We start from the raw sequence: 16,698 nt of genomic DNA on the forward strand, positions 1-16,698 counted from the left end.
TTGAATGAGAGTAAATTTAGCACAATTACTTCAATTGACTAGGTATAATTTTTTCCAACGGTTATCTTCCATCAAATCTAAACTTCTCTAGGTATCTTTTAAATCGATTCATTACCCAAAGATGGATTCTAGCTTGCGTATTGACATAAATGAACCAAGGCAGCCGTGGTACAAATTCATGAATAGCGGTAATCATGTATTTTCCGTCCAAAACTTCCCTAAACTCCAACCATCCATAATCAAACCGCTTTACGAGCCAACCTCCTGTAATGTAAAACAACTGCCTCTTCATATCACTACGATCAGGAATCAAGGTGAGTTGTAGCATGGGCTTTGAAAAGCTTAGCAAATGAAACCCTATGTCACCCCTACTGTTTTCCTTGGCATTTATCAAAAAACTGAAGAATGTAGGCAACCAAACCTTGTAACGATTAGCCACCCAAAGAGCTGATTGATGACGTGTATTTGGAAAACGCTGAATACTTCTTACTGTATTTTCCTCCCCTATCAAAGACTTAAATTTTGGTAATTTGGGAAGGATTGCATGTGGATCCAACGCCTTCTGCGCAGCACTCTGATAATCCAAATAGTCAATTTTTTTCTCTTTAAACGCCAATTCAGGAGAAACAGTCAACGTATGCTTGAGACTTTCAACTAAAGGGGAAACCAATTTCATTGGAGTTTTCCCAAAATAGGAAACCCATAATTTGGAAAATCCAACGGAGAAAATAGGAACCGAAATAATCAATCGTTTCTTATTCATTGCCCGGGCTGTTTCTTCCAACATACGCTTGTAGGTCAAAATTTCAGGAGCCCCTATTTCAATTGCTTTTCCATAGACATTTGCATTTCCAATACAGCTATCCATAATTGTTAGAGTGTCTTCTAAGGAAATCGCTTGTGTTTCGGATAAAGTCCACTGGGGACAAATGAGCACAGGTAGTTTGTTGACCAAATGAAACATCATTTCGAATGAGGAACCACCTGGCCCTACAATAATTCCCGCCCGTAATGCAGTAACAGGAACCCCTTTGGAAGCTAAGGCCTCTTCAACTTCTAGTCTACTTCTGAGATGAACAGAAATCGCTTCAGTAGCTATTTCTTTTGGTAAAATCCCTCCAAGATATACTATCTGCTTGATACCATTGGCAGCTGCTGCACGAGCAAAATTGTCTGCTAATAATAAGTCTGTATCCTGAAAGCTGCCTTGATTCAGCCGAGTAGAGGCAGACATAGAATGGATGAGATAGATTGCATAATCTACCCCCTCCAATGCATTCGTCGTAGAGGTAATTGAAAAGAGCTCCACTTGTTTCCAAGTAACTCCTAAGTCTTCTGCATCCACAACTGCTCTCCTGCTTAATGCAATAATATCGTAGCAGTCTTTAAACCTATCGATAAACCATCTTCCGATGTATCCACCCGCACCTGCTATGGCTATCTTTTTTTTCAAGTTAAAGAGGTGGTTGTTCTGATAAAATTAATGCTTCAGCTGCTCTTCTACCAGAAGTCATCGCTGCATTAATTGAGGCATTAAGCATATGATCTCCTGCCAGAAACACCCCATCCATCAACTTACATTGAGTAGGTGTAATATCTCCTTTCATATCCTGCACATCAGGAAGAGCCTCTGTAATTTCATAAGTGGTAATATGCTCAAAATGAGTAGCAGAGATCCCTGTTAAAGCCTCCAATTCAATTCCTATCAGGGAGATGAGTTTATCATCAACTTTCACAGGCTTTACAATCGAAACAGAAAGCAAGGCTTTTCCTTGAGGTGCATATGCTTTACTTACATCGGTCATAAATACTAAGTTGTTGATGATGAATTGGGAATCTGTGATCAAAGAAATCATAGGACTTGCCGTGAACGAATGATCCAATGCAAAGTACACATTAACAACTTTCCTGTAAGGATTTACTTGCCCCTGCAGCTGTGGAATTACCAAATCAGGTTTGCATGTAACTATTATTTTTCTCGCTTCCAATACTTCACCGTTAGTCAATTGAATAGTAGTTCCGGTAATGGAAGCAACAGAGGTGTTTAATCGAATTTCCGTTTTTTGCAGTTTGCTTTTCAATTGTTCCGAAATCTGCCCCATCCCTTTAGCTGGTACAGCTGCATAACCTAAAGCAAACATCCTGAACACGAATTTGAACATACGTGAGGAGGTGCTCAACTCATTTTCTAGAAATATGCCTTTAAAAAAGGGTTTAAAGAAATTATTAATAATGATATCCGAGAACCCATATTCTTTTAAAAACTGAATCGTTGGTTTAGATTCTTCCGCAAATAATTGTTCTTCTGACTGTGATTTCAACTGATTGGTGAGCGTGAAAATCTTAACTTTATCTGTTAAGCTTCCCACTTCTGAAAAAGCCATACCAAAGAGTTTCATGGGATCTCTTAAGGGGTCATGAATAGCAAAACTATTTCCCGGTCTAAGAACAATTGCCCCTGGGGAAAATTTTCTTAAATCCAAAGCATCATAATCCAAATACCGTTGAGCTTCCGGATAGGCTGTATTTAAAACTTGAAAACCTCTATCACAAAGAAATCCTCTGACTTCATCTGTTCTAACTCTACCCCCCACGCCATCAGATGATTCGAGAATCACAGGGCTGTAACCAGCCATTTCCAACTCATACGCAGCAATCAATCCAGAAAGACCAGCGCCAATAATACAAACGGGTTTTTGTTCGTGCATGTGTGTTTAAAATATGTAGATAAGACCAAAATTAATGCAAATTGTTTCATATCATACGAGAACCAATAGTAAACCGATTAAATAATCTTTGCTTTTGGTCCTGTAAATTCTGTCGACTGTCTTAAAATCTTCCTTACATTTAGTAGGTAATTTACAAATGACAACCATGAGAAGACCCTTAACGCCAATTTTACTACTAACATTCTGTATTCTTCAAGTTGGCTTTGCCCAAACCTATTTTCCTGCTTCCAACCATTGGGAAGAAAAGAAACCTGATGAGATGGGTGTTAATGTCGTGAAGTTGGCTGAGGCCATTCAATTTGCCAAGGATATTGAAAGTACAGAAGCTAAGAATTTAAAACTTGCCCATTATCAATCTGCATTTGGTCGAGAACCCTTTGGGTATCCCATTGGCCCTATGAAAGATCGTGGTGAATCTACTGGTTTGATTATCTATAAGGGATATATCATTGGCAAGTGGGGAGATCCTTCTCGAGTAGATTTAACTTTTTCTGTGGCAAAAAGTATTCTTTCGACAACGGCAGGATTGGCTGTTGATGCAGGTTTGATTCAATCAGAAAAGGATCTAGTATATCCTTACATGGCACCCATCATACCTTATATGCCTCACCAACTCCTTCAAAACAAATCCGATCACTTAATGCAGGAAGATGTTTTTGACCTATTTGAAGGAGCGCATAATAGAAAGATTACCTGGGAACATCTGCTTCGACAAACATCTGATTGGGAAGGAAGCTTATGGGGAAAGCCTGATTGGGCAGATAGACCACAGGGGAATGCCAAGGATTGGTTGACACGAGATAGAAATGAGCCCGGCACTGTCTACAAGTATAATGATACCCGTGTAAATGTGCTTGCACTAGCTTTGCTAAATGTTTGGAGAAAACCTCTACCGGTAGTGTTAAAAGAACGCTTAATGGATAAGATCGGTGCTAGCCCTACTTGGAGATGGACTGGCTATGAAAATTCCTTCGTTATTATTGATGGTCAGATCATGCAGTCGGTGAGCGGTGGTTCTCATTGGGGTGGTGGTTTGTTTATTTCTGCTTATGACCAAGCAAGATTTGGCTATCTGACACTAAGAAATGGCCAATGGAATGGAGAGCAGGTTATTTCTCACGATTGGATCAATAAATCTAAAACCCCCACAAGTGTTCAGCCAAATTATGGTTTTATGAACTACTTCCTCAATACGGATAAAAAAGAAATCCCCGCTGCCCCTGAATCCGCCTTTTTCCATCTTGGGGCCGGAACAAACATGGTCTACGTTGATCAAGAAAATGAATTGGTTATTGTGGCCCGCTGGATCAAAAATAATGAAAAAGCCAGCTTGGTAGCTAAAGTACTGGAAGCACTGCCAAGGTAACTAGTAGGTGGATGGGTGGGATTTAGATTTTAGATCTTAGATCTTAGATTTTAGATTTTAGATTTTAGATCTTAGATTTTAGATTTAGGATAACTAATACTAATCACTTAATAACCAATCACTAAATCCCAAATAAACTAATCACTTAATCACTAATCACTCAATAACTAATCACTAATAAACTAATCACCACATACAGCTTTATAACACCAATGGCTTGAATGACCAAGCAATTAATATCAAGTGAAACACAAATCAACTGAGCGCTGTAAAGTTCTTTAATCTGAAAAAATCCAATCCAATCAATCTGCGCCCAATCTGTTCAATCCCCTCGATATGCGAGAACCATTTACAGTTCTAAACCCTTGAAAATGAATAAAAAATACCCTGATCAGGGTATGGTATTCCATTTTTTTATCAATTATTTTTAACTGACAGAAGTTTAGTATAGCGAAACTCTTAGTGATTTTCGCTGATTTCATTTTGCCATCAAACCTATTATCATGAATTTCTTTCATTATAAACACTCCCGGCAGAAGCATTTGCATAGCATCATGCTTCCCAGTATTGTTCTCACATTTATAGGTTCTAATTATCTATGCTTTGCAGAAGTAGGGCCATTACTGGAATGGAATACCTCCTTTTATTGGTTGTATTGGTTAATGGTTTTAGGTTTTTCTGTTTCATGGATTTATGCGGGAGCTATAAACAAAGAGTACCAAAAAGCGCAGGCTGTCATTTCAGAAACTGAAACAAAAGAAGCCATCCTCCAAGCCAAACTCAAAACCCTCTCCCGCAAAGAACGGGAAGTGCTCAACCTTAACCTCCAACACAAAAACAACCAACAAATCAGCGACGAGCTCTTTATCTCCCCCAGCACCCTCAAATCCCACATCAATCATATTTACAAGAAGTTGGAAGTGAGTAGAAGGCAGGAGATTTTGGAGTTTTTTGGGTAAGGAAGGGGGTTGAAAAAGGGTTGAGGGGTGGATTTCAACCTTTTTTGGGGTGTTGATAAATTATTTTAATCAAGTTTTCTTAGGATATTTAGTTTTTTCGAAAGGCTGTTCCCAATGACAACTTTATTATATGTTAGGCCAATGAATAAAAAAAAATTAATCTAAAAAAATCCATTAGAAGCTTCGCTACTAATTCCAAATTAGGTACATAGCGTAATAGATTGTTTGAGGTGAATAGTTGTGACCAAAATTAAAAACCAAATCATCAAAATATGAACGAGACAATAAAAACTAATGTCGTTGCATATATTGCTTCTTTTGCAAATATGAAACCTTCTAATGTGACGGATGATTATATTCTAAAAAATCATCCTCTTAAACTTGATGATGTTAAACTTGGTTTACTTGCAATTGCGTTAAGAGCATATTTAAAAAGTATTAATCCTGATGAGACTGTCTTAGCATCAGAGCTTCGAAAAAAGGATATGGATGTCAAGAAAACTTATGAGCTTATTATCAAAAAAGCAGGGCTATGAAAAAAATCTTCATTATTAGCATATTGATATTCTTATTTTCTGACCATCTTCTTGCTCAGGATTCCACATTCATTAAAATTAATAAATGGCTTACCGATAAAAATTTTGCCATAAGACAAACATTTGATGGTTCAAAAAATGAGAACAAGCCAGCAAGCATTTCCTTTCAAGAAAATCATAAAACCACTAATGACTTTTTTAATGCTGATATAGCAATAAAATTATCACAATTAGAACTATTGAAAAATAAAGGATCAATTCTTTTATTTTATCCAAAAGTTGAGTGGCATAAATCAAATGATTCAACTGACTTGAAAAATAAATTAGATGGGGGATTAAATTTCGAATTTATACCATTTGGTTTAAAAGCACCTAATATAGCTAACGGGCTTCCAAATGGGAAATTTGTTATTGCACCATATTTTATTGGAAATTCATCATTTAAAAGAAATTTTATAAATAATGTATATGAAACCAAGCTATCGCTTCAAGTTTCGCTTTCTAGTAACTACAGGTTTCTTCCGGGTTCATCAATTAGGGACAAAAATGAAAATTTCCGAGCAAGATACTATCCATACTTCGGCATTGAATACAACTACCTGCCTGACTTGGTGACTAAAGGACAAACAGAAGATTTTTCAACTTTTTTTATTCGATTTTTTACTGAAATATGGGTAATACCACAAACATTACAAGTGAACATTGATGGAACATACAGAGAAATTATTAACAATTCTACATCACTAAGAACATCTCTGCCAATCTTAGCAAGTTCTGTTTATTTATATCCTGGTAAACAAGAATCATTAGGAATAGGCTATGAATATAAGCATGGGTATGATAACACAGGAACATTTCAATTGATGCAAATATCTTCCTTAAAATTATCATGGAAGATATGAGAAATACTGCCCACAACATGTAGGGCTAAACCGAAGTGAACAACAGCGTAATTTCGGAATTATTCCCTGTCGATCCCAATTGCTCGGAACTAAGCAGGGTTGAGCGGAGATTTAGCTATGGGGATTAAAAGCTTGGAGTATATCCTGCTGGTTAAGTAATCTAGTTTCTTAAAGGAGGTTTTGATAGCGGTTAATTACTACTATCCTTTTTTTAGAGCCTTTTGCTTCATTGTTTGTAAGCAAAAGGCTTCCCCTTGCTCAAATGAGCTGTTTTTTAGGTTGTTGTAGGTGCTTTGAGTTCATTGTTAATGGTTAACGGAGGTACGATTGGATTCCACTTTAAACCGCTTTGAGTTCCATCGCAAAATCGTAAGAAATAAATTTTTTGCCATGAATATTTTCTAACCAACCTTTTTCAAGATGGCTGATTTCAACAATCCCATTTGTTGAAATGTCTTTGAATTGAGATGCGATATTTTCAAGGGTGGCCAGTTCTTCATTTGAAAAAACTTCTGAATTGAATGGTCTATCTTCTCTACCAATTAATTTCTCTATCCTAATTCCATCTGCCTTATCTTCATAAAAAATATCTATCACATCATTTTCAGATAAATTTTCAAAGATGGTTTCAAACATATTGGGGACAGGTCCAAAATTTATTGCTTTGTACTTAACTCCGCTTATAGAATTTCCAAAATATTTGAAGTAAGAAAAATCTGCATAAAATAGCAACTTGTTCATCTTTGTTTTAAAGCATGGCGTTTTATGGGCAAAGAAAACAATCATTTCGACAAATTTTTCAAGATTTGGCTTACTATAGCCAGTCAAAATATTGGCCTCATCATCACCCATTAAATAATCCTCGAGATTGATTAGTTTTTGTTTGTCTAAAGATATTAACCGATCAATTCTTTTTAGAAGATCAATTTTTGTATTCTCAGATTTCGGGGTCCAGTCCTCAACTAGGCTCCTAAATTTAAATGGGTCTCTTGCAAGTTTAATCAAATTGGCATTTGCCAAGGAAGGAAGTTCGCCCTTCTCATAAAGTCCGTATGTATTTTGACCGAAACCCAGAATTTCTCCCATCCTAATTGCGGAGAGACCATATTTTTCTCTTATTTCAATGATCTCTTCCCGTTGAGGAATATGATTTTTTGCCCGGTAGGCATGCTCTACCATCAACATATTGTATTCATCTAATTCTGTTGTGGTAAATTTCTCTCCGGTATCATCGCACAGGTAAAATTGGAATCTTGTTTTAATTTCTTCCTTCCGAAAAGTGACAGTTCGTACCTCATGCTTTAAAGGCATTTCTTTTCCAGTGAATGGACTTTTCATAAAATGGTTATTTGAAAGGATATTTTATTTTTCGCTCTGCAAGATGAAATGAAATACAAAGGACTTTTGAACCTATTATCCCTTTTGTAATCTTTATATAGATCTCTTGCCCTTTTACAATTTTCCCAAAGACCCACATTTCTTTGGTACCGTGAATTTCCTCCGGTTTAGGACCTTCTGAGTAATCTTCAACAATTAATGCTTCTAAGATCTGCTCTCGATCCATCGGACGGATATCAAGCTGGGTAAGTGCTTCAAAGTTTTTTCCTCTATCATCAAGGAATAACACGCCCCAAACCTTCATTTTTTCCTTAAATTCTCTTAAGAATTGGCCGACTTTTTCTTCAGATGTGTTTTGCAAAGGTACCACGATAAAGTGTTAAAAAACAAATTTATTAAAAATAATTAACCTTTAAAGGTTAATTTTGATTTCATTATTCTTTAATCGAAAACAAAGCTTAGAATTGAATTTGAGATGAAACCTGAAATTTACCTTCCAAAAGCCGTAAAAATCCTTAGCCGATTAGATTTGACTAGAAATTATGAAGAAGTCATTCGGTCTGTTTTTGATCATGTGAAAAATGTAGGGACAATGGTGGTCACCTATAATGCTGGAAAAGGGATATTGAGGGCAAGACCTATGGGAGACGGAGAACCAAGATTTTCCACGGTTTCGGATTTTTCATTCAAGCCACAACATTTGAACCGAGAGTTCCAAAGAGCAAGTACGCCAAGAAGGACCATGTTTTACGGATCCACGGTCAGAGAAGGTCTTAAACCCGGGGAAATAGATACTCCTAGATTGATAACATTGGCAGAATCTATGCCTTGGATAAGGGATAAGACTGTCTCAGGAATTAAGAAAATAGCTTATGGGAAATGGATTACTCAAGAGCCATTAGAGTTATTAGCAATTGCTAATAATAAAGGATTCCATGGAGTAAATTCCTTTTCAGAAGAGGTTTACCAAGCTTTTCTTAATAATCTTAATGCGCATAGTCTTGAATACCGTAATGCTATACTTAGTTTTTACGATTATATGGCTCTAGAATTTTCCAAGGAAATAAAGAATTCACTTGACTATCAGGTTTCAGCAATATTTTCTGATATGATGTGTAATCATGCTAACATAGACGGAATTCTCTATCCAAGTTTCATGATGGAAGGTCAAGGACTAAATATTGCGATTAAACCGGAATCAATGAAAAAGTTAGGACTTTTTGCGGCTGGGGAATCTCTTATTTATAAGAATAAAGATCAAATGATGGTTGGCAATTCTGCCAGTATAGTATTGGATAGGAAAACTATGAATTTTGAAATGAACGAGGATGAAAAGCACCTTGACGAAGTTCTAAAAATCATTGGTGTCAAATCACTTGATGAACTGATATAGCTTCACTTGGAATTAGGCATAGATTATAACTGAATCATTTAACCGCACAGTATGTGCATTTTTTGCACATACTTACTCATTCTATCGAGCTATTTCCATTTTGGAAATAGCTTAGCTTACATTACCTCCAACACACCCATCAAATTCCTTCTCCTTTTATATTCCGTTCTCAACATCTGAACTAGTTCTTGAACTTACAAAAGGTTTAATTTTTTCATAATCTTTAAGTAACCTACAATATTCTCATAGTGCCGATCTCCGGTATGGGCAGTTCTTGATTGATGCAGTTTATGAAATAGGCTGTAGCTTCATTGGAGTGTCTCCTAAACCAAAAAAAGAGGACATCCCTGCCCTCTTCTAAATTTGAATAAATTCTTCTTGAGTAGATTGGAAAACTTTTCTAAAGTATAAGTCCCAACTAGCTAGTTCGCTTGTGAGCAAACGTTGGAAAAGTCCCCTATCACAATCAATCTATATGCACTGTATAGGTCTTCTGTGTTACATTGCCTGCTACATCCTCAACCCATACGATTAGGTCTAAGTGATCTTCTCCCGCAGGAACAGTAATAGCATTAGAACCAGTCAATAGATCTTCGAAACGTAAATCTGTGGTGTTTGGTAAAGTAGCACCGGACATACCTTGTCTCCAAGCAGAAGAACCCCAGATTCTTTCAGCAAACACCTCATCTGCCACTCTTGCCATAGCACTGTGGTTATGATTATGCTCATGCTCCTCAGCCAGTCTAATCCACACAAAGCGGATATCTGAACTCAAAGAATGTGTACCCTTAGCAATACTTCCTCTTACATCTAATAATTCACCAGCTTCAGCATCAATCTCGCCATTCTTCAAGTTGCTTACAGCCACTTGTGGGGCATAAGCACGCTCGATAAAGAAAGTCGCTAGATAGTTGCTGCCATCTGCGAAGCTTGTCTGGTTTCCATGAATATCTACAGCAGAAATGATAATATCATAAGGTCCAGCTAATACATTTCCCTGAACTCTGGAAGTAGGCCCCTCCCAATAAATATCAGTCGCTGTATTATCAACATTCAATCGCTTAGCTCCTTGTGGGAAACGGAAAGCAAAGTTTGCTGCATCTGCACTGTAAATATCCTTCACATTCAGAGGCTCAAAAGAATTGGACATACGGGCATGGGTATGACCGTCAAAAGAATTATGGATATCTACCAATACCTGACCTATACCGGATTCATCTGTTACACTGAAACGAATGTGCATGTGGTCTGTAGTTGCAAGCCTCACCTCATTATTCGCAGGTCTAAATCCATCTCTGCCTTCTGCAAAAGCAATTACCGGAGCTTCACGATCAGCAATCGCTGGATTATCATCATCCGTACAGGCCGAAAAAGCCAACACACCACCCATAGCTAGCAATCCTAGATACTTTCTCATAGTTTATTTTTTGTTACAATGTTTAATTTGCAATAATGTTGCAAATATAGAAAAGGCATTTGAAGCCACAAACTATTATTTCGTTTTTTTATCGAATTCCTACAGGAATATTGATACTCAGGGAAATATTTCTTCCTTGCTCAGGTAAATTCAGCAACCTATAGCGACTCAAATGGTTGAAATAAACAGCATTTCCGAGATTTTGACCTGATAATTGGAGTTGTAAGGGCTGATTCTTCAACCGAAGGTCCCAACCCAAACCTGCTTCCCACAATTGGTAGCCTTCCGTAATCCGCTCATTTCTATCCACCCGATTCTGCGAAGCAGCCCAACGGGATTCCACAAACACATACATATTTTGGATATTTTTACCCAAAGCAGGAATCTTATACTCCAAACCGGCCAAGGTAGAAAAAGGAGGTGTCAGGGGTAAGGGCAAACCCGTATCCAAGTTGTGGTTGTAAACATATTCCGCACCAAGGGAGAAGTTTAAGTTCTTAACCAAGGACACCTGCGACAGCAACTCACCACCGGTAAATATGGCATTGTTTTGTCTATACTCCCACAATAAACTAGCCCCCGGCAAAGGGGAAAAACGAGGTGCAGGAGCCAAATAAATGTAATTATCAAAGTAGCCAAAGAATGGACTGATGCTCACCAATACCTTCTTTTTGGACAAGGAAATATTCAGATCTGCCTGATAACTTCTCTCCGCAGTTAAATTGGCATTCCCAACCTCATGTCTGAAATTCCCATGATGAACCCCATTGGAAGCCAGTTCAATTGGCGTTGGAATTCTATAGGCTGAACCTAGGTTGAATTTTACATTTACATCATCCTTGTACACCCAGGAAATCCCCGTACTTCCACTCCAATTCAGAAACCTGCGATAGATATCAGCATTGCGTTGCTCAAATTCTCCTGTAGGTTGCAGACGTACAAAAATTGGTTGCAAATGCTCCTGAATATCGTGCAACGCCCCATCTACCCTAATTCCTCCATTCCATACCAAATTGGAATTCAAACGTTGCTCCCTGAAATAAAAAACTCCTCCTTGCAGGGATTCAAAATTAGGCAATAGAAACTCAAAACCACTTTGCCTATTGACGGAATGCTGTACATTAAAACCCGCAACAGACTGCCCTCCTTCTCCATGCTGCTGATTCAGGCGAAGGTTTGCCGTATATACATTCAAATCCAGCGATAAAGCCAAATTCCCAAATTCATTCTCTCCCAAGCCTTGGTTATGCGGAAAAGAAAACTCCCGACGCTGATTGCGCTGATAGCCCAAATCCAGTTCCATCCAGTTTTTGCCTAGCTGTATTGTATTATTCCAAATCACTTTATAGTGTTGGTTATCCTGCTTGGGCAGATCGATATTGCGATGATCTCCATCATGCCGTAGGTTGTTGATATTAGGAATGCCAACGGCTCCTACAAAAATTCCTGCCTGTTGATTAAACCCGCTTACGGTTACAGTAGAAACTCCCCAATCCTTTTGCAAACCTCCGGTAAAGGAAAAATGACGCTCACGCCCCGCAGTATTTTTGAGTCGGTTATCAAAAATGGGCAATAAAAACCCTGCATACACAAAGTTCTCGGCAGGAACTCTATAATCACTAAAATCCTGTGCTGTAAATCTCGCACGAAACACAAAATCCTGTTCATTGCCATCCACAAACACGGAATGGGAAATCATATCATTATTGGAGCGGTACATTCCGGAGTAATTCGCCTCAATAGCTCCATTCTGTTGGAAAGCTGCTGGAGCAATATTGATCACACCTGCCATCCCATCCGAACCGTAAATCAACGAAGCTGGTCCTTTCACAATCTCCACCCTATCTACATCAAAGGGGTCGATTTCCAAGCCATGATCGGCCCCCCACTGTTGCCCTTCCTGCTTGATGCCACGGTCATTCACCATGATGCGGTTGAAACTCATTCCTCGGATCACAGGCTTACTAATCCCCACCCCCGTATTGATGGTAGAAATTCCCGGAAGTTTTTCAATGGCATTGGCAAATGTTCCTCCATTGTTTCTTTGAATAAACTCCCGATCCAAAATCAAGATAGTTTGGGACTGCTCCAAAGGCCCATTCTTGAAGGGATTAGCTTCCACCGTCAAACTCGCCAACAAAATCTCTGATTCATTCAATTGAATGCTCAGCTCAGCACCCTCCATGCCTACTTCCACATTTTTACTGTAGGATTTGAAGCCCAAATGCGTCACATGCAAGTGGTAAACTCCAGGATTCAGATTTGAAAATTGGAAATCCCCATCCAAGGATGCCAACGTAGATTTCCCCAATTCATGAATAGAAATAATGGCTGCCAAAGGCATCTGCTTGCTGTCCGTAACTTTTCCTTTCAAAACCGGCTGACGGCTCTGTGCAGAAGATTCTGTCAGTATCCAAAGGAAAAAGAAGAGTAAAAGAAAATATTTGTTGGGACGCAGGTGCATTTGCAATACTATTACAGGTACAAAAGTACGGAATCCTCCAAAAAGTTCAACATTGTTGCAAATAAAATAAAGGTGCATGTAATGCGCTCAGCTAAACTTACCTTCAATAGAAAAAAATAAGTTGATTTTTCTTGTATATTGGAGCCTTAAAACCTAGGAATTCTATGACAAAAGAGGCTGAAAAATACTTAAGCAGAATGACAAATCCCTTCATCTTTTGGTGGGCCATGTTTTTCAAATTACCATCGGCAGTTTTTTGGAGACTGAAAATCAAGTCCTTATCCTTAGAGAAATGTGAGGTAAGTATCCCCTTCTTTTGGAGAAGTCAAAATCCTTTTCAGTCCATTTATTTTGCTGCCTTAGCGGGTGCGGCTGAGCTTAGTACCGGAGCTTTATGCCAATTGGGTATGGCAGGCAAAGGAAATTTCAGCATGTTGGTAGTAGATTTCCGTGCCGAGTACCACAAAAAAGCCAATCAAAAAATCATCTTCACCTGCGACCAAGGAGCCGAACTCACCCAGTTAATCGACTCCCTTCAACCTCAAGAAACAGGCACCCTCACCATGATATCCACCGGCCGCAATCCCCAAGGGGACGTGGTAGCGAAGTTTTATGTTACTTGGTCATTTAAACGTAAATCCTAAATAGCCGATAATAATGAAAAACTATGTATTTTTCAATCTCGTAGAAATAGCTTTTGTTAGCTAACTCGAATTGAAAGGTAATCTTTTAATTTATTTGTAACCATTTGTACATCATCCTTAGATGTAGGCCAACCCAGTGAAAAACGAATTGAAGACTTCCCTTCTTCATCAGTAAGTCCCATAGACTTGAGCACATGGGATGCTCTTGGTGTGATAGAAGTACAAGCAGAACCAGAACTACAGGCAACAAACTTATTTACCTGAAACAGTAATTCTTCCCCTTGAACTCCACTAAATCGTAAATTACTAACATGGGGCAACCGATTACTTGAATCTCCATTAACATAAACTCCACCCAAGGCAAGAAGATTTTGCTCCAAATAATCCCTTAATTGACTCATTGTGAACTGATTTTCAAGTAGACCTTTTGCAGCAATAGCCGCTGCCTTTCCCATACCAACAATACCGGGAACGTTGAGAGTGCCACTACGAAAACCTTTTTCATGATTACCTCCATCCATCAAGGGAAGCGGCTTTGGATGTAAGTCATTGTGACGGATATACAAAGCACCTGCGCCTTTTGGGCCATAAAATTTATGGGCTGACAGTGCCATCAAATGACAAAAATTAACATTTACAGGAATTTTTCCCACTGCTTGAACCCCATCTGTAAAAAAAATCACCTTATATTTTTCAGCTATTGCATAGATTTTTTCTACCGGATGAATAGTTCCTGTTTCATTATTGGCCCACATGAGTGAAATCATCCGAGTATAGGGCTTGATTGCTGATTCAAGTTCTTTTAAATCAATTCTACCATTCTGATCAACTGGCAAATACGTAACTTCTGCTCCCCAAAGCTCAAGTGTGGAAAAGGTATCCAAAACAGCTTTATGCTCAGTAACACAAGTGATGTAATGCTGTTGTTTACCTTGATACCTGTAAAAAGTCCCTTTTATCCCTAAGTTTATAGATTCCGTAGCCCCAGAGGTAAAGATAATTTCCTTGGGTTTGGCATGAATCAATTGCGCTACTCTTGCCCTTGAAAGTTCTACCGCCTCCTCTGCAAGCCAACCAAATGCATGATTCTTACTTGCCGCATTTCCAAACTGCTGGGTAAAAAAAGGAAGCATTTCATCAACTACTTCTTGATGGCAGGGAGTTGTTGCATTGTAATCTAGATAGATAGGGGCTTTCATATCAATAATCGCTTCTCCACTTTTTCTTTTCAGATTGAGCCTTTTTTGTTTTTAAACGTTCTTCAATTGCTGCTTTAGAAGGCTTGGTAGCCACACGTACTTTCTTTTTTTCCGAGGCCTTGACTACCATTTCATAAAACTTTCTTATTGCCAACTCTTTATTTTGAAGTTGTGATCTTTTTTCTTGACATTGGATTAGGACAGCACCTGTAGCATCAAGTTTTGAAGCCCATTTTTTTTGCAATAAGACTTTTTCTTCTTCACTTAGTATATCAGAATTACTTACATTGAATTTTAGCTGTACTTTAGAATTCACTTTATTGACGTGCTGTCCGCCTGGTCCTGAAGACCTGCTCATGATAAATTCAAATTCAGGGTCAAGCCACCTTGATTTTGCTTTTTTTAAGATTTCCATAGTAAGCATGTGCCTCTAGCTATTTTATCAACTAAACCGATTACATGATGTAATGGTTTCTACATTCCATGCACAAGCTGCATTAATAACCCGCACAAATAGGCTCCATAAGTCCCTACCGCATAACCCAATACCGCCATCAATACTCCAACAGGCGCCAAAGAAGGATTAAAGGCGGATGCTACAATTGGTGCAGAAGCAGCACCTCCAACATTAGCTTGAGACCCGACTGCTACAAAGAAAAATGGAGCTTTTATAAGATACGCTACCAATAACATAATGATTACATGAAAAAGCATCCAAGTCAAGCCAATTAAAAAGAATACGGGATTGTCAAAAATGGCCCCTAAATCCATTTGCATCCCAATTGTAGCTACCAAAACATACAAAAGCAATGAGCCCATACGTGAAGCGCCTACGCCTTCTAATTCTCTACTTTTAGTAAAAGAAAGGATCAATCCACCTGTTGTAGCAATCACGACAATCCAAAAAAATGTCGAATCTAACGAATACGCACTTAAAGAAGGGTAATTTTTACCAATAAATGGCGCAAGATAATCTGCAACGAGGTGGGACAAGCCTGTAATCGCAAAACCTACACCAAATATTTTCATGGTATCAGCAAGTGAGGGGAGCTTCATAATACTTGCTCGGTACTTTTCCACTTTTTCCTGTAATTCTGTAATCGCTGATGCATCAGCTTTAAAAATCTTATCAATTTTCCCAGGCTTAGCAGCCCAATAAAGCAATACTGCCATCCACACGTTGGCTACCAAGACATCTACAGCAATCATTTGTGAAAATAATGTAGGACTTGCACCAAAGACCTCCAACATTGCGGTCTGATTGGCCCCTCCTCCTATCCAACTTCCTGCAATCGTAGCCAATCCTCTCCAGATTTCATCTGGCCCCACTCCTCCCAATATTTCTGGGTAGATAATCGAGATAGTCAAAAGTGCCAAGGGACCTCCTAAAACTATACCTAAAGAACCTGCTAGAAACATAATCAATGCTTTAGGTCCTAATTTTAAAATACCTTTAAAATCAATTCCCAAAGTTAATAAGACCAATGAAGTAGGTAATAAATAACGTGAAGCAACTTTATACAAGTTTGAACTATCCCCTGATATAACTCCCAAAGAGTTAAAAACGGCTGGTATAAAATAACATAACAATACAGAAGGTATATACTTGTAAAATTTCTGCCAAAATGGTGCTTTGCTTGCTGATGTGCTGAACACGAATGCTAAGATCAGCATTAATAGACCTAATACTGTAGCGTCATTAGTCAATAAAGGCGCTTGTTCTGTCATGGGAAATTTGTTGAGAAAAAGGA

General features: G+C 38.4%; 15 protein-coding genes. 6 read left to right on the plus strand and 9 right to left on the minus strand.

The genetic code is table 11. The features are described 5' to 3' along the window. Positions 1-61: 61 nt before the first annotated feature. Positions 62-1,453 carry an NmrA family NAD(P)-binding protein gene (locus IE080_RS00715; RefSeq protein ID WP_189578421.1) on the minus strand — a complete coding sequence of 464 codons (1,392 nt, stop codon included), beginning with the start codon at positions 1,451-1,453 and terminating at the stop codon, positions 62-64. A gap of 1 nt (position 1,454) precedes the next feature. Next, complete coding sequence (locus IE080_RS00720; protein WP_189578423.1) at positions 1,455-2,708, minus strand: NAD(P)/FAD-dependent oxidoreductase; 1,254 nt, start codon at positions 2,706-2,708, stop codon at positions 1,455-1,457. 166 nt (positions 2,709-2,874) lie between these two features. Here IE080_RS00720 and IE080_RS00725 point away from each other — a divergent pair, with 166 nt between their 5' ends. From IE080_RS00725 to IE080_RS00740, 4 genes are all read left to right on the plus strand, one after another. Further along, the gene (locus IE080_RS00725) at positions 2,875-4,095 is read left to right on the plus strand and encodes a serine hydrolase domain-containing protein (protein ID WP_189578425.1); all 1,221 of its coding nucleotides are present in this window, start codon (positions 2,875-2,877) and stop codon (positions 4,093-4,095) included. A 503-nt stretch (positions 4,096-4,598) separates the two neighbouring features. Then, positions 4,599-5,054, plus strand: coding sequence for a response regulator transcription factor (locus tag IE080_RS00730; protein ID WP_189578427.1), 456 nt, complete (start codon positions 4,599-4,601; stop codon positions 5,052-5,054). 272 nt (positions 5,055-5,326) lie between these two features. Continuing rightward, positions 5,327-5,590: a hypothetical protein gene (locus tag IE080_RS00735; protein ID WP_189578429.1), complete on the plus strand. Its 264-nt coding sequence runs from the start codon at positions 5,327-5,329 to the stop codon at positions 5,588-5,590. Next, positions 5,587-6,492 (plus strand): hypothetical protein, encoded by a 906-nt coding sequence (locus IE080_RS00740; protein ID WP_189578431.1) that lies wholly within the window; start codon positions 5,587-5,589, stop codon positions 6,490-6,492. The genes IE080_RS00735 and IE080_RS00740 overlap by 4 nt, the downstream gene beginning before the upstream one ends. A gap of 339 nt (positions 6,493-6,831) precedes the next feature. Here IE080_RS00740 and IE080_RS00745 read toward each other — a convergent pair whose 3' ends face one another. Together IE080_RS00745 and IE080_RS00750 are read right to left on the minus strand one after the other, a co-directional pair. Further along, on the minus strand, positions 6,832-7,830 hold the full coding sequence (locus IE080_RS00745; RefSeq protein WP_189578432.1) for a type II TA system antitoxin MqsA family protein: 999 nt from the start codon (positions 7,828-7,830) through the stop codon (positions 6,832-6,834). A gap of 7 nt (positions 7,831-7,837) precedes the next feature. Then, the gene (locus IE080_RS00750; protein WP_229800439.1) at positions 7,838-8,191 is read right to left on the minus strand and encodes a hypothetical protein; all 354 of its coding nucleotides are present in this window, start codon (positions 8,189-8,191) and stop codon (positions 7,838-7,840) included. Positions 8,192-8,305: 114 nt separating this feature from the next. Between IE080_RS00750 and IE080_RS00755 the strand changes: the two genes are divergently transcribed. Next, a complete protein-coding gene (locus IE080_RS00755; protein WP_189578433.1) occupies positions 8,306-9,223 on the plus strand; it encodes a hypothetical protein in 918 nt (305 codons plus the stop codon). A gap of 466 nt (positions 9,224-9,689) precedes the next feature. On the opposite strand, the gene IE080_RS00760 is transcribed toward IE080_RS00755, so the two are convergent. Continuing rightward, on the minus strand, positions 9,690-10,640 hold the full coding sequence (locus tag IE080_RS00760; protein WP_189578434.1) for a DUF4625 domain-containing protein: 951 nt from the start codon (positions 10,638-10,640) through the stop codon (positions 9,690-9,692). 88 nt (positions 10,641-10,728) lie between these two features. Then, a complete protein-coding gene (locus tag IE080_RS00765; protein WP_229800440.1) occupies positions 10,729-13,182 on the minus strand; it encodes a TonB-dependent receptor in 2,454 nt (817 codons plus the stop codon). Between the two features lie 86 nt (positions 13,183-13,268). Here IE080_RS00765 and IE080_RS00770 point away from each other — a divergent pair, with 86 nt between their 5' ends. Further along, complete coding sequence (locus IE080_RS00770; protein WP_189578435.1) at positions 13,269-13,748, plus strand: DUF4442 domain-containing protein; 480 nt, start codon at positions 13,269-13,271, stop codon at positions 13,746-13,748. A 56-nt stretch (positions 13,749-13,804) separates the two neighbouring features. Here IE080_RS00770 and IE080_RS00775 read toward each other — a convergent pair whose 3' ends face one another. The 3 genes from IE080_RS00775 to IE080_RS00785 are packed head-to-tail and all read right to left on the minus strand — an operon-like array spanning position 13,805 to position 16,675. After that, positions 13,805-14,947, minus strand: coding sequence for a cysteine desulfurase family protein (locus tag IE080_RS00775; RefSeq protein WP_189578436.1), 1,143 nt, complete (start codon positions 14,945-14,947; stop codon positions 13,805-13,807). A gap of 1 nt (position 14,948) precedes the next feature. Continuing rightward, a complete protein-coding gene (gene arfB, locus IE080_RS00780; RefSeq protein WP_308428132.1) occupies positions 14,949-15,371 on the minus strand; it encodes an alternative ribosome rescue aminoacyl-tRNA hydrolase ArfB in 423 nt (140 codons plus the stop codon). A gap of 50 nt (positions 15,372-15,421) precedes the next feature. After that, positions 15,422-16,675 carry a DUF819 family protein gene (locus IE080_RS00785; RefSeq protein ID WP_189578437.1) on the minus strand — a complete coding sequence of 418 codons (1,254 nt, stop codon included), beginning with the start codon at positions 16,673-16,675 and terminating at the stop codon, positions 15,422-15,424. Positions 16,676-16,698: the final 23 nt, after the last annotated feature.

The sequence above is a fragment of the Mongoliitalea lutea genome (assembly GCF_014652135.1).
GTDB lineage: Bacteria > Bacteroidota > Bacteroidia > Cytophagales > Cyclobacteriaceae > Mongoliitalea > Mongoliitalea lutea.